The sequence below is a fragment of the Oerskovia rustica genome, assembly GCF_014836555.1.
Lineage (GTDB): Bacteria > Actinomycetota > Actinomycetes > Actinomycetales > Cellulomonadaceae > Oerskovia > Oerskovia rustica.
Genome location: NZ_JACSQQ010000015.1, coordinates 50,579 through 63,891 on the forward strand (window position 1 = coordinate 50,579; position 13,313 = coordinate 63,891).

Genomic DNA, 13,313 nt, shown 5'->3' on the forward strand with positions numbered 1-13,313 from the left:
GGACCTGGCGCGGCTGCCCGCCGGGCGGGGTGACGCCCGCCTCAGGTCGCGTCGTCGACGTGGGCCTCGTCGAGGCGCTCGAGGATCTGTGCGACCGTCTCCGCGACGGTCCACCCGGTCGTGTCGAGGTGCAGCCCGCCCGGGGTCTCGCGCGCGGCCGCAGCGAACTCGTCGGGCGTCCACGCGCCGTAGGCCTGCTTGTGCCGGGCGGCGTCACGCGCGGCGAGGGCCGCGGCGTCGGGCACCAGCACGACGGCGTAGCGCGGCCGGGTGCGCAGGCTCGCCGTGAAGCGGGCCAGGTCGGGCCCCAGCAGGATGTCCTGGACCACGGCCGTGATCCCCGCGGCCGCGTACGTGTCGGCGGCGCGGGCCGCGAGAGCGTGCCGCAGGTCGAGCTGGGCACGCGCCTGCGCCGACAGCGGCGGGTCCATCGACGCCTGCCCGCTCACGACGAACCGGCGGAACATGTCGCCGCGCACGTGGGCCGCGAGGGGGAAGGACCGGGCCAGGGCCTGCGCGACCGTCGACTTCCCGGAGGCCATGGCACCGGTGACGACGAGGACGGGAGCGGACGCGCGGACGTGAGCGGCGCCGTCGGGCAAGGAGGTCTCAGCAGGCATGCTTCGGACCCTAGGACGTGCGGCGGCCCGGACGCGAGCGGATTGCGGGGCGCTCGCCGAGCGTGCAGCTCGGGCCGTGCGCGGGAGTCCGCGACCCGAGCCGCACGCTCGACGCGAACGGACTAGTGCACGACCGCCTTCTCCGAGCCCGCGCCCGTGAGCGAGCGGACCTCCATCTCGGCGAACTTCTCCGGGTGCGACGTCTCCTTGCTCAAGAACGTCCCCAGCACACCCAGCAGGAACGCGAGCGGGATCGAGATCAGGCCCGGGTTCTCGAGCGGGATGACCGCGAAGTCGATGCTCGTGTCCTTGATCATCGACAGGCTCGCACCCGTGGCCGGGTCCACCTTGCCCGAGACGACGGGCGAGAACGCGATGAGCACCAGGCACGAGACCAGGCCCCCGTACATGCTCCACAGCGCGCCCGACGTGTTGAACCGCTTCCAGAACAGCGAGTAGATGATGGTCGGCAGGTTCGCGCTCGCCGCGACCGCGAAGGCCAGCGCCACGAGGAACGCGATGTTCTGGCCCTGCGCGAAGATGCCGCCGACGATCGCGAGCACGCCGATCACGAGCACCGTGAGGCGTGCGACCTTGACCTCGCCGTCGGGCTTGACCTCGCCCTTCTTGATGACGTTCGCGTAGATGTCGTGCGCGAAGCTCGTCGCGGCCGTGATCGTCAGCCCCGCGACCACCGCGAGGATCGTCGCGAACGCGACCGCCGAGATGATGCCCAGCAGGATCTCGCCGCCCAGCTCGTAGGCGAGCAGGAGCGCCGCGGAGTTCACGCCGCCGGGGGCCGACGAGATCGCCTCGGGACCCACGAGCGCGCCCGCCCCGTAGCCCAGCACGAGCGTGAACAGGTAGAAGATGCCGATGAGCCAGATCGCCCAGACGACGCTGCGGCGCGCCTCCTTGCCCGTGGGCACCGTGTAGAAGCGGGTCAGGACGTGCGGCAGGCCCGCCGTGCCGAGCACCAGGGCCAGCGCGAGCGACAGGAAGTTGAGCTGCGACATGGGCGTCGCCCCGTACTGCTTGCCCGGCTCGACGAGCGCCTCCCCGCCCGGGCCCGCCTTGTCGATCGCGCCCTGGAACAGGTCCGACAGGTTGAAGCCGAACTTCGCGAGCACCCAGAACGTCATGACCCCGGCACCCGCGATGAGCAGGACCGCCTTGATGATCTGCACCCACGTGGTGCCCTTCATGCCGCCGATCATCACGTACGCGATCATCAGGACGCCCACGATCGCGATGACGACGGACTGCCCCGCGGTCGACGAGATGCCGAGCAGCAGCGCGACCAGGCCGCCCGCCCCCGCCATCTGGGCCAGCAGGTAGAAGAACACGACCATGAGCGTCGCGAGCGCCGCCGCCATGCGCACCGGGCGCTGGCGCAGGCGGAAGCTCAGGACGTCGGCCATGGTGAACTTGCCCGTGTTGCGCAGCAGCTCGGCCACGAGCAGCAGCGCCACGAGCCACGCCACGAGGAAGCCGATCGAGTACAGGAACCCGTCGTAGCCGTTGATCGCGATGGCCCCGCAGATGCCCAGGAAGCTCGCGGCCGACAGGTAGTCGCCCGCGATCGCCGTGCCGTTCTGCGGGCCCGTGAAGTTGCGCCCGCCCGCGTAGAAGTCCGCAGCGGACCTGTTCTGCTTCGAGGCCCGCAGCACGATCACCATGGTCACCGCGACGAAGGCCGCGAAGATCCCGATGTTGATCCACGGGTTCCCGACGTCCGAGGCCTCCGCAGCCAGGGTCACGACGGGCGGCTCCACGCCCGGCGCCCCCCTCACCGGTCCTCCCCCTCGATCTGTCGACGCATGTCGTCGGCGACCGGGTCGAACCGCTTGTTCGCCCAGCGCGCGTAGATCATGGTGATCGCGAACGTCGAGACGAACTGGCCCAGCCCGAACAGCAGCCCGACCGTGATGTTGCCCGACACCCTGATGCTCATGAAGTCGTGCGCGTAGTCCGCGAGCAGGACGTACACCAGGTACCAGACCAGGAACAGGGCAGTGACGGGAAAGACGAAGAGGCGGAACCTGCGGCGCAGGTCCTGGAACTCGGGGGAACGCTGGACCCGCTGGTAGTCGGTCTCCGCGACGGGATCGTCCGTCGAGATGTCGGTCATGATGCCTCCGTTGGCTCATGCGTGCGGCACGCGGCGTTGCGTGGCTCGGGCGGCTTTTTCACCCGCTCCGCCAATGTGCCGTACATCACTCTTGTCGCCAAACACCCGATCCGGGCGTGTCGGAGGCTGCGGCGCCGGGTCGACGGGTGGGCGGCCTCGCCTGGTGCCGCGGCGGGCCACCGGGCACGGTTCCGACGCCGAGCGTGCAGTTCGGGCTGCCCACGGGCGCCCGTGACGACCACAAGTGCACACTCGACGACGTGCCCGAGGCGAGCGGCGTCGTCGGACCGACGGCGGCGCCCCGCAGCGCGCTCAGACCCGGCGGAACTCCAGGTCCGTGATGCCCCGGCCGGCCGCGTGGCCCTTGTTCTCGAAGCTCGTGAGCACGCGCCCCTCGAAGCGCGGCGCGACCGCACCGACCCCGTGGACGTTCTCGAACGACGGGTTCGCGCCGACGACCTCCAGCATCTGGTCCGCGTACTCGGCCCAGTCGGTCGCGAGCCGCCACGTCCCACCGGGACGGACGACCCGCGCGGCGAGCTGCGCGAGCTCGGGCGTCACGAGGCGGCGCTTGTGGTGGCGCGCCTTGTGCCACGGGTCGGGGAAGAAGATCCAGAGCTCGTCGACCGAGGCCTCCGGCAGCATCGTCGTCAGGACCTCGGCCGCGTTCGCCTGCACCAGGCGCAGGTTCGTCAGACCTCGCTGCGTCGCCCGCAGCACGGTCTGCGCGAGTCCTGGCGTATAGACCTCGACGGCCAGGAAGTCACGTTCCGGGGTGGCCTCGGCCGCGTTGACCACGGCCTCCCCCAGGCCCGACCCGACCTCCACCACGAGAGGAGCCGTCCGCCCGAAGGTCGCGGCGACGTCGAGCACGTGAGCCGGGTCGACGGACGTGCGCGCGATCGACCGAGGGACGTCCAGGACGAACTGGTCGGCGTGGTCGTCCCACGCGCGCTGCTGGCGAGTGTTGAGGCGGCCGCTGCGGCGGACGAAGGACACGATGTCGGTACGGAAGCCCTGCTCGCGGGCCTCGGAGAGGGTCTCGGGCACCCGCCCAGTCTAGGCGGGCGCCCGAGACCCCTCCCGCGGAGGGTCAGACGTACTGCGCGTACGCCGGCAGGTCGAGCTGACCGTTGCCCGACAGGCCGATGACGACGACCTCGGGCTCGGTGAGCGTGCGCGCGTACGCGATCGCCGCCGCGACCGCGTGCGTCGACTCGGGCGCCGGGATGATGCCCTCCGAGCGGGCGAACTCGAGCCCCGCCCGGAACGCCTCGTCCTGGTCGATCGCGATCGCGTCCATGAGCCCCAGGTTCACGGCGTGCGAGACCATGGGCGACATGCCGTGGTAGCGCAGACCGCCCGCGTGGATGGCCGGCGGCACGAAGTCCTTGCCCAGCGTGTGCATCTTGAGCAGCGGCGTGAGCCCAGCGACGTCGCCGTGGTCGTAGCGGTACTCGCCCCGCGTGAGCGACGGGCACGCCGAGGGCTCGCACGCGACGAGCCGCGTCGTCGTGCCCTCGCGCAGGTTGCGCCCCAGGAACGGGAACGTGAGCCCTGCGAGGTTGGACCCTCCGCCCGCGCACCCGAACACGACGTCGGCGACCGGCTCCCCCGCCTCCTCGAGCTGGACCAGGGCCTCCTGACCGATGACCGTCTGGTGCAGCATCACGTGGTTGAGCACGCTGCCCAGCGAGTAGTGCGCCTGCGGGTCCTGCGCCGCGACCTCGACGGCCTCGCTGATCGCCATGCCGAGCGAGCCCGTGGTGTCCGGGTCGCTCGCGAGGATCGCACGGCCCGACGCCGTCAGCTCCGAGGGCGACGAGTGGCACACGCCCCCGTAGGCCTCCATCTGGAAGCGGCGGTACGGCTTCGAGTCGTACGACGCCCGCACCTGCCACACCTCGCACGTGAGCCCCAGCAGGGCTGCGGCCATCGACAGCGAGGCCCCCCACTGCCCCGCGCCGGTCTCGGTCGTGAGCCGCGTCGTGCCCTCCATCGCGTTGTAGTACGCCTGCGCGATCGCCGTGTTGGGCTTGTGCGAACCGACCGGGCTCACGCCCTCGTACTTGTAGTAGATCCGGGCGGGCGTGCCGAGCGCGCGCTCCAGGCGGTGCGCACGGATGAGCGGCGCCGGCCTCCACATCGCGTAGATCTCACGGATCGTCTGCGGGATCTCGATGTAACGCTCGGTGCTGACCTCCTGCTCGATCAGCGCCAGGGGGAACAACGGGGCCAGGTCCGCGGGCACCAGGGGCTCGAGCGTGCCCGGGTGCAGGTGCGGCGGGACGGGCTCGGGCAGGTCCGCGTTCAGGTTGTACCAGTGCGTCGGGACGGTGGAGGGGATCTCGACGCCGAGCGGCTCGAGCGAGCGAGCGGTCGGGGCGGCAGGCACCGAGGGTGCCGGGGCGGGGAGGGGGGACGTCGTCAAGGAACTCTCTCCTTCGTGGATGGGCACGTGCGGGGGCAACGTTCCGGGCGATCCACTCCGGGAGACCTGCTGGACCGCCCTTCGTCGGGCTCGGTCAGCACGCCACAGCGTCCGACCGTCAGCGGTCGGGCCACCAGGTGTGTGCGGTGAGCAGGTTCACGGGCAGACCATAGCCCGCGGGGCGGCGAACTGTGAAGCGCGTCTCACGGACGGCCGTGCGCCGGGGACGACGAAGGCCCCTCCCCGCGGCGACGCAGGTGAGGGGCCTTCGAGGTGGTGCGCCATCATGGACTCGAACCATGAACCCGCTGATTAAGAGTCAGCTGCTCTGCCAATTGAGCTAATGGCGCGCGAGAAGAAACACTACTGAACCGGCCCCCCGGAGACAAATCAGGGGGCCGGACAGGGCTGTGACCTGCGCGACAACCCGCTGCGCGGGCCGCCGTCGGTGCCGCGCGTGCTACAGGTACAGCCCGGTCTTGCCGCTCGTCTCCTCGGGCTGCGAGACCGCGCTGACGTCCTTCTCGCGCAGCAGCACGAAGCTCTTGCCGTTCAGCTCGACCTCTGCGCGCTCCTCGGGGTCGAACAGCACGCGGTCGCCCCGGCTCACGTGCCGCACGTTCTCGCCCGTCGCGACGACCTGGGCCCACGCGAGCCGCTTGGGCCCGACGGCCGTCGCGGGGATCACGAGCCCCGCCGACGACTGCCGCTCGGACGAGTCGACCTCGGGCAGGACCAGGAGGCGGTCGTGCAGCATGCGCAGCGGCAGGCGCTCGGGCTCGCTGCCCGACGGCGTCGCGCGCGTCGCGGAGGACTTCTTCCGGGAGGTGCTGGCCGCGGCGGCCGGCTCGGGGCGCGCGTCCGGCTCGGGCCCGGCGTCCGGCTCGGGTGCGGGGGCGTCGTGCGGGGTGGGGGTCGTCGTGCTCACGGTCCCCACGCTACCGGTGTCCTCTAGGCTCGGTGTGAACCGCGATACGCACCACGAGGAGTTCCATGAGCACGCGCCTTGCCGTCGGAGACGACGCCCCCGACTTCACCCTCCCGACCGCCGACGGCGGTTCCGTGACGCTGTCCGACCTGCGCGGCAGCTCGGCCATCGTCTACTTCTACCCCGCGGCCTCGACGCCCGGCTGCACCAAGGAGGCGTGCGACTTCCGCGACTCGCTCGCGTCGCTCCAGGGCGCGGGCTACAAGGTCGTCGGCATCTCGCCCGACGCGCTGCCCAAGCTCGTGAAGTTCGCCGAGGAGGAGTCGCTGACGTTCCCGCTCGCGTCCGACGAGTCCAAGGAGACGCTCGAGGCGTACGGGGCGTGGGGCGAGAAGAAGCTCTACGGCAAGACCGTGACGGGCGTGATCCGCTCGACCGTCGTCGTCGACCCCGACGGCAAGGTCGCGCTCGCGCAGTACAACGTCAAGGCGACGGGCCACGTGGCCAAGCTGCGCCGTGACCTGGGGATCGACCCCAAGAAGTAGGCCGCCCGGTCCGCGAGCCGCCGATCGGTGCACCCCTCGCGCGCCCGTAGACTGTGCGGGCGCGCGAGTGGCGTAATTGGCAGCCGCGCCAGGTTTAGGTCCTGGTGTCTTCGGACGTGCGGGTTCGAGTCCCGCCTCGCGCACCTTCTGTCCCCGGTCAGCCGACCGGTACCTCGATCGTCCCGGGCACCAGTCCCGGCTTCGTCTCGGTGCAGTCGGTGTCGGCGGCCAGTCCCCACCCCTTGACCTGGACCGCGTCCCCGGCGCACCCGACGAGCTCCCGGTCCCCGAGCGGCTCCTCGAGCGCGACCGTCGTGGGCCGGACCCCGAAGTCCTCGCTGCACGCTCCCCTGGTCCGCTGGACGAAGGCCCGTACCTCGACGGTCCCGGTGCTCTCGTCGACCTCGACCTCGTCGACGTCGATGCACGTGCTGCCCCCGGCGAAGACGGCGACCTCCAGGTCCGTCCCGTCCTGCGCGAGGAGCACCCACTCGACCCGCAGACGTTGCGGCTCCCCCGCCTCGCAGCCCGCGAGGACGGCCACGCCCAGCATGCACACCGCGACCGCAGGCGTGATCGTGCGCGCGCGGCCGCACGTCGCCGAGGACCACCACGTCGCTCTCGTCATGCGCCGGACCCTACCGCCGCACGGGCCCCCGCGCAGGTCCCCGATCACGCAGCGCGCACGCGCCCGTCCTACTCTGGGAGGAGGTCCCGAGGAGGCGATCCCCAGTGCCGAACGGTCGGAGAACCCAGGCCATCTACGCGCACGAGGTCTCGGCGGCGATGTCGGCGATCGACCGGCGACGCTTCCTGCCGCGCAACCAGCGCCCGTACGCACGCGACGACCGGCCGCTGCCGATCGGCCACGGCCAGACGAACTCCCAGCCCCGGACGGTCGCCGACACGCTGCGCCTCCTCCAGGTGCCGCGCGGTGCGCGCGTCCTGGACGTGGGGTCGGGCTCGGGGTGGACGACGGCGCTGCTCGCCCACCTGGTCGGGTCGAGCGGGAGCGTCGTGGGCGTCGAGATCGACCCGGACCTCGCGGAGTGGGGGGCGGCGAACCTCGCGACCTACCCCATGTCGTGGGCGCGGATCGAGGTCGCCGAGCCGGGCGTGCTCGGGCGCCCGACCATGGGGGGCTACGACCGCATCCTCGTCTCGGCGGCCGCCCAGGTCCTGCCGCAGGAGCTCGTCGACCAGCTCTCGATCGGAGGGCGCCTCGTGATCCCGGTGCAGCACGTGCTGGTCCTCGTGGAGCAGCACCTGACGGGCACCGTGACGAGCCGGCACGGGAGCTACAGCTTCGTGCCGCTCATCGGGTCGTAGCCGCGGCTCCCGCGCGCCAGCGCGCGGCCGAGAAGTGGACCCGGCACCGTGCCTGGTAGGACTCGACGCCACCGACGTGCTCGGCCCCCGCGGTGAGGGCGTCACCACGTCCGTCGTCGCCACGGCCGACGACGACGCGCTCGTGGAAGGGGGCGTCCTCGCCGCAGACCGTGCAGACGGCCGTGAGGCGATCCCGGCGCTCGGCCAGCGCGCCGAGCGCCGGGATCGGGTCGAAGGGGCGTCCGTCGAACGTCACGTCGAGCCCCGCGACGATCATCACGAGGCCCGCGTCGGCCGCGTGCTGCACGACGTCGAGCAGGTCGGGGCCGAAGAACTGCGCCTCGTCGACCGCGACGAGCTCGACCGCGGGATCGACCAGGTCGAGGACCTCCGTGGCGGACGTCGCGGCACGCGAGGGGATGTCGAGGCCTGAGTGCGAGCTCACGATGCCCTCGCCGCGCCGGTCGTCGAGCGCGTGGTGCACGACCTCGACGCGGCGACCCGCGATCTGCGCCCGGCGTACGCGCCGCAGCAGCTCCTCGGTCTTGCCCGCGAACATGGGCCCGCTGATGACCTCGACCCGTCCCCGCCGCACGTCGTCCACGCAGCCAGTAGACCATGGGGTGATGACAACGGCAGGGCCCACAAGGCATGCCCCGGGGCTCAGCCTCGCGCGTCCCACTCCGAGCGCAGCACACCCATGACGACCGCGTCGTACCGCTGCCCACGCACGACCCGCGCGTCGCGGAAGCGGCCCTCCTCGACGAACCCGAGTCGTCGACCCACACCCAGCATCGGCCCGTTGCCGGACCACGTCGCGAAGTCCAACCGAACCCAGTCGGTCACCGAGAACAGGTAGGTGGTCCACAGCGCGAGCGCCTCGCGACCGATGCCCCGCCCGCGCACGGCCGGGTCGTAGACACCGATGCCCATGCGCGCCCACGCGGTCTCGCCCGACTCCCAGTACCAGGAGACGGTCCCGACGAGGTGGTCGTCGGGGTCCGCGATCACGGCCGAGCGAGGGGGCAGGCCGTCCACCACCCCGGGCGGCGTCAGCGCGAGGGCGGCGACCCGAGCGTCGGCCTGCGCGTCGTCGGGCACGGGGTAGTACGGCCCGTCCCACTCGTGCCACTCGTGGTGGGGACGCAGCCACTCACGGAAGACGGCGAGGTCCGCGGGCCGCCAGCCTCGGAGCCGGGCAGCATGCCCGACGCCGTAGACCGGCACCTGCGGATCCCTCGCCGTCATCGGTGGTTCAGCGTGCGTCAGTCGACGTCGCCCTGCGGCGAGGAGCCCTCGTCGGAGGCCTCGTCGGTCAGGTCAGCCGACGACGCAGCCTCCCCAGCAACCTCCTCGTCAGCGGCGGCCTGCTCGACCGGAAACGAGTCCTGGTCGTCGGCGACCTCCGGGGCACCCTCCGTGGACTCGGCGTCCGTCAGCGCGGTCTCGATCCCGACCGCTTCGACCTCGGCCGGTACGACGACCTCGGCCTCGGTCACCTCGGTGACCGCCGCCTCAGCGCCGACGGCCCCCTCGACGGACGCGCCGCCGGCGTGGTCGTGGTGGTGCGCGTGGGCCGCCGCGGCAGCGATCGTGGCGAGCGTGGCCTTGACGGCCTCGCGCGCCTCCGACGTGACCTCGGGCAGCACCGGGACCGCAGGGGCCGCGGCCGGCGCCGTCTCCTTGGTCGCGCGCTTGCGGCGCGACCGGGAACGCGAGCTCTCCGACTCTGCGGGCTCCTCCTGCGCTGCGGCAGGAGCCGGGGCGTGCTGGTGACCGCCGCCGTTGTTCGAGCCGCCCGACTTCTCGATCGGGTCGGTGTGCACGATGAAGCCACGACCGTTGCAGTGGTCGCACGTCTCGCTGAACGCCTCGACCAGGCCCTGGCCCACGCGCTTGCGCGTCATCTGGACCAGGCCGAGCGAGGTGACCTCGGCGACCTGGTGCTTGGTGCGGTCGCGGCCCAGGCACTCGACCAGGCGACGCAGCACCAGGTCGCGGTTGGACTCGAGCACCATGTCGATGAAGTCGATGACGATGATGCCGCCGATGTCGCGCAGGCGCAGCTGGCGGACGATCTCCTCGGCGGCCTCGAGGTTGTTGCGCGTCACCGTCTCCTCGAGCGTGCCACCGGAACCGGTGAACTTGCCCGTGTTGACGTCGACGACCGTCATGGCCTCGGTGCGGTCGATCACGAGCGAACCGCCCGAGGGCAGCCAGACCTTGCGGTCCATCCCCTTGGCGAGCTGCTCGTCGACGCGGTGCGCCGAGAAGGCGTCCTTCTCCGACGTCCAGCGCGAGACGCGCTCCTTGAGGTCGGGCGCGAGCTCGGCGACGTAGCTCGAGATCTCGTTCCAGGCGTTGTCGCCCGAGACGACGAGCGAGCTGAAGTCGTCGTTGAAGATGTCGCGGACGACGCGGATCGCGAGGTCCGGCTCACCCTGGAGCAGTGCCGGGGCGGAGACCGACTTCGCCTTCTTCTCGATCGCCTCCCACTGGCTCTGCAGGCGCTCGACGTCGGCGCGCAGCTCGTCCTCGCTCGCTCCCTCGGCTGCCGTGCGCACGATCACGCCCGACCCCTCGGGGACGACCTCGCGCAGGATCTTCTTGAGGCGGGCACGCTCGGTGTCCGGGAGCTTGCGCGAGATGCCGGTCATGCCGCCGCCGGGAACGAACACGAGGTAGCGGCCCGCGAGCGTGATCTGCGACGTGAGGCGAGCGCCCTTGTGGCCGATCGGGTCCTTGGTGACCTGGACCAGCACGGAGTCGCCGGACTTGAGCGCCTGCTCGATGCGGCGCGGCTGCCCGTCGAGGCCCACGGCGTCCCAGTTGACCTCGCCGGCGTACAGGACGGCGTTGCGGCCCTTGCCGACGTCGATGAACGCGGCCTCCATGGACGGCAGGACGTTCTGGACGCGGCCCAGGTAGACGTTGCCGGCCATCGAGACCTGCGACTGCTGCGAGACGTAGTGCTCGACGAGCACGCCGTCCTCGAGCACGGCGATCTGCGTGCGGCCGTTCTTCTCGCGCACGACCATGGAGCGCTCGACCGACTCGCGGCGTGCGAGGAACTCGGCCTCGGTGATGATCTGGCGGCGGCGACCCGCGTCGCGGCCCTCGCGGCGGCGCTGACGCTTGGCCTCGAGGCGCGTCGAGCCCTTGAGCGCGGTCACCTCGTCCGAGGACGTGCTGCCGCTGCGCTCGCGCGTGCGGGTGCGGGTGGACGACGTGGAGGTGGAGACGCCGGCGGTCTCGCTGCCGTCGGCCCGTCCGCCACGACGACGGCGGCGACGGCGACGGCTCGATCCCGAGCCCTCCTCGCCGTCGTGCTCGTCGACGTGGTCGTCCTGCTGGTCCTGCTGGTCCTCGGTGGTCTCGGCGCCCGGCTCACCCTCGGAGGCTGCGCCCGCGGGCTGCTCCGCCCGGTCGTCCGACTCGTCGTCGCCGTACTCGTCGCCGTCGGCTCGTGAGTCGCTGCCGCGCGAGCGGCGGCCACGGCCACCGCGACGGCGACGACGGCGCGGTGCGCCCTGCTCGTCGTCCTCGGCGGAGGCCGACTGCTCGTCGGTCTCGACCACGATCTCGAGGTCGTCGGCCTCGAACGCGTCGGCCGGGATCTCGACGCCCTCGGCGACGAGCTCGGCCTCGATCAGCTCGATCTCCTCGACAGCGGCCAGGTCCGCCCCGACGAGCTCGACCTCGACGGCGGACGCCTGCTCGGGCGCCGACTCCGCGGCGGGGACCGCCGGGGCCTGGGGGGGGGGGGGCGCCCGGGTGGGCGCGGGCGCCCGGGCGCCGGGGGGGGCGGCCCGGCCGCGGCCGCCGCGCGTGCGGGCGGGGGCCTCACGCTGCTCGACCGGGGACTGCTCGGCGGTCGCCTGCGGAGCCTGCTCGGCGGGAGCCTCGGGGGCCGGGGCCTCCACGCGGGCGGGCGCCTCCTCGGTCGGGCGCGTGCCCGGCGTGGCGAAGCTCGGCAGGGCGTCCGTGGGCGACGTGGTGGGGCGCACGACGCGGCGCGAACGGCGCGGCGCGGCGGCCGGGTCCGGAGCCTGGAACAGGAGCGCGGTGGTCGCCAGACGCGGGGTGGCGGAGCCGCCACCGGTCGACGCGGGCGAGGCGGGCGCCTCCTCCACGACCGGGGTGGCCGCCTCGGCCTCGGCCTTGGCTGCTGCCGAGACCTTGTTGACGCGGCGCGAGCGGACCTTGGGCGCGGCGGGCTCGACGGGAGCCTCGACGACGGGAGCGGTCTCCTCGGCCGGGGCCTTCGAGGTCGCACGGCGACGCTTGGCTGCGGGGGCCTTCTCGACCGGCGCGTCGCCGGGCACCTCGGTGGTGGTCTCCTCGGCGGCCGGTGCTACGGCCTGCGCTGCGGAGGACCGCGTGGCCCGACGGCGCTTCGCGGCCGGGGCGGCAGGCTCGTCCGCCGCGGGGGTCGCCTGAGCGGCAGGGGCTGCAGCGGGCACGTCGGCGACCGGTGCGGCAGCGACGGGTGCGGTGGTGGGCTCGGCAGCCGGCTCTGCGGCGGGCTTGCGGGTGCGGCGGGCGCGGGCGGGCTTCTCGGCCGGGGCGTCCTCCTCGGCGGCGGGCTTGAGCCCGAGCTCGGACAGCACGTCGAGGACCGGCGCGTCGGCGGCGGCACGGGCCGCAGCGCCCCGCTTGCCACCACGACGGGGGGCATCGGCCGGGGCGTCCGCGGCGGGCGCCTGCACCGTGGCGGGAGCCTTCGCGGCGGGCGCCGTCGTGGTCGCGGGCTTCGTGGCGGGGGCCTCCGTGGCGGGTGCCTCGGCGGCGTTCGAGGCCGAGGGGGTCGTCGTCGGGCGGACGACGCGGCGCGAGCGACGCGGGGCGGCCTCGGCGGTCGGGAGGTCGATCCCGAGCGAGCCCGTGGGGGCGACGGGGTTGACGGCCGCGGGCTGCGCGGGGGCCTTCACGGCGGGGAGGGAGATCTGGGCTGTGGCCGCCTGGGCGACGGCCTCGGCGGAACCGGGCGCCGCGGCGGTCCGGGTGACGCGTCGTCGGGCCGGCTTCTTGGCGGGTGCTGCGTCCTGGCCGGCGGCCGAGCTCGTTGGGTCAGGGGTCGAGCTCGTCGTGTCAGGGGTGTGGTCGAGGGTCACGCGATGCGCTCCTGGTACCCCGAAGGTCCGTCCCCACATCGTGCGGCCCGTTCGGGCGGTTGTCGTCGCTCGGGACGTGCGCATCGCAGCGCTGTCGTCCCCGCGACGGAAGTCGGCGGTGGCGGCTCGGGCAAGGGCGGGCGGCGGGGGGCGCTTCGCCGGGCGGGCCATTCTTCCCGTTCGGCGGCGCTCCGCGAGCCGCGGACTGCGGTTGC

12 protein-coding genes and 2 tRNA genes are annotated in these 13,313 nt (G+C 72.9%); 3 read left to right on the forward strand and 11 right to left on the reverse strand.

The features are described 5' to 3' along the window. Window positions 1-41 precede the first annotated feature (41 nt). The 7 genes from H9652_RS10475 to H9652_RS20305 all read right to left on the reverse strand — a co-directional run bounded on the left by H9652_RS10475 (window position 42) and on the right by H9652_RS20305 (window position 6,110). Window positions 42-620, reverse strand: coding sequence for an AAA family ATPase (locus H9652_RS10475; RefSeq protein ID WP_191796187.1), 579 nt, complete (start codon window positions 618-620; stop codon window positions 42-44). A 122-nt stretch (window positions 621-742) separates the two neighbouring features. Then, window positions 743-2,299, reverse strand: coding sequence for a solute symporter family protein (locus H9652_RS10480; RefSeq protein WP_449866968.1), 1,557 nt, complete (start codon window positions 2,297-2,299; stop codon window positions 743-745). Window positions 2,300-2,409: 110 nt separating this feature from the next. Beyond that, a complete protein-coding gene (locus tag H9652_RS10485) occupies window positions 2,410-2,751 on the reverse strand; it encodes a DUF485 domain-containing protein (RefSeq protein WP_191796188.1) in 342 nt (113 codons plus the stop codon). A gap of 312 nt (window positions 2,752-3,063) precedes the next feature. Next, complete coding sequence (trmB, locus tag H9652_RS10490; RefSeq protein WP_191796189.1) at window positions 3,064-3,801, reverse strand: tRNA (guanosine(46)-N7)-methyltransferase TrmB; 738 nt, start codon at window positions 3,799-3,801, stop codon at window positions 3,064-3,066. A 43-nt stretch (window positions 3,802-3,844) separates the two neighbouring features. Then, complete coding sequence (locus H9652_RS10495; protein ID WP_225228051.1) at window positions 3,845-5,182, reverse strand: TrpB-like pyridoxal phosphate-dependent enzyme; 1,338 nt, start codon at window positions 5,180-5,182, stop codon at window positions 3,845-3,847. A gap of 274 nt (window positions 5,183-5,456) precedes the next feature. Next, window positions 5,457-5,532, reverse strand: a tRNA-Lys gene (locus tag H9652_RS10500). A gap of 110 nt (window positions 5,533-5,642) precedes the next feature. Continuing rightward, a complete protein-coding gene (locus tag H9652_RS20305) occupies window positions 5,643-6,110 on the reverse strand; it encodes a GroES family chaperonin (RefSeq protein ID WP_318244099.1) in 468 nt (155 codons plus the stop codon). Between the two features lie 65 nt (window positions 6,111-6,175). On the opposite strand from H9652_RS20305, the gene bcp reads away from it, so the two are divergent. Both bcp and H9652_RS10515 read left to right on the forward strand, forming a co-directional pair. Beyond that, the gene (gene bcp, locus H9652_RS10510; RefSeq protein WP_191796190.1) at window positions 6,176-6,655 is read left to right on the forward strand and encodes a thioredoxin-dependent thiol peroxidase; all 480 of its coding nucleotides are present in this window, start codon (window positions 6,176-6,178) and stop codon (window positions 6,653-6,655) included. A gap of 61 nt (window positions 6,656-6,716) precedes the next feature. Then, window positions 6,717-6,798 (forward strand) — tRNA-Leu (locus H9652_RS10515). Between the two features lie 14 nt (window positions 6,799-6,812). Here the strand turns inward: H9652_RS10515 and H9652_RS10520 are convergent. Then, entirely contained in the window at window positions 6,813-7,283 is a 471-nt protein-coding gene (locus tag H9652_RS10520) for a hypothetical protein (RefSeq protein ID WP_191796191.1), read from the reverse strand. A 104-nt stretch (window positions 7,284-7,387) separates the two neighbouring features. Between H9652_RS10520 and H9652_RS10525 the strand changes: the two genes are divergently transcribed. Beyond that, a complete protein-coding gene (locus H9652_RS10525; protein ID WP_318244100.1) occupies window positions 7,388-7,984 on the forward strand; it encodes a protein-L-isoaspartate O-methyltransferase family protein in 597 nt (198 codons plus the stop codon). Here H9652_RS10525 and H9652_RS10530 read toward each other — a convergent pair. Genes H9652_RS10530 through H9652_RS10540 form a run of 3 tightly spaced genes read right to left on the reverse strand, consistent with a single transcriptional unit; the run spans window position 7,971 to window position 13,098 of the window. Beyond that, on the reverse strand, window positions 7,971-8,588 hold the full coding sequence (locus H9652_RS10530) for a thymidine kinase (RefSeq protein WP_318244101.1): 618 nt from the start codon (window positions 8,586-8,588) through the stop codon (window positions 7,971-7,973). The two genes, H9652_RS10525 and H9652_RS10530, sit on opposite strands and share 14 nt — an antisense overlap. 59 nt (window positions 8,589-8,647) lie before the next feature. Continuing rightward, window positions 8,648-9,211: a GNAT family N-acetyltransferase gene (locus tag H9652_RS10535; RefSeq protein ID WP_318244102.1), complete on the reverse strand. Its 564-nt coding sequence runs from the start codon at window positions 9,209-9,211 to the stop codon at window positions 8,648-8,650. Between the two features lie 38 nt (window positions 9,212-9,249). Then, window positions 9,250-13,098: an Rne/Rng family ribonuclease gene (locus H9652_RS10540; RefSeq protein WP_318244103.1), complete on the reverse strand. Its 3,849-nt coding sequence runs from the start codon at window positions 13,096-13,098 to the stop codon at window positions 9,250-9,252. Window positions 13,099-13,313: the final 215 nt, after the last annotated feature.

Coding starts and splice junctions, on each gene's coding strand:
- bcp (WP_191796190.1), top strand. CDS start 6,176: ATGAGCACGCGCCTTGCCGTCGGAGACGACGCCCCCGACTTCACCCTC.
- H9652_RS10520 (WP_191796191.1), bottom strand. CDS start 7,283: ATGACGAGAGCGACGTGGTGGTCCTCGGCGACGTGCGGCCGCGCGCGC.
- H9652_RS10480 (WP_449866968.1), bottom strand. CDS start 2,299: ATGGTGATCGTGCTGCGGGCCTCGAAGCAGAACAGGTCCGCTGCGGAC.
- H9652_RS10485 (WP_191796188.1), bottom strand. CDS start 2,751: ATGACCGACATCTCGACGGACGATCCCGTCGCGGAGACCGACTACCAG.
- H9652_RS10475 (WP_191796187.1), bottom strand. CDS start 620: ATGCCTGCTGAGACCTCCTTGCCCGACGGCGCCGCTCACGTCCGCGCG.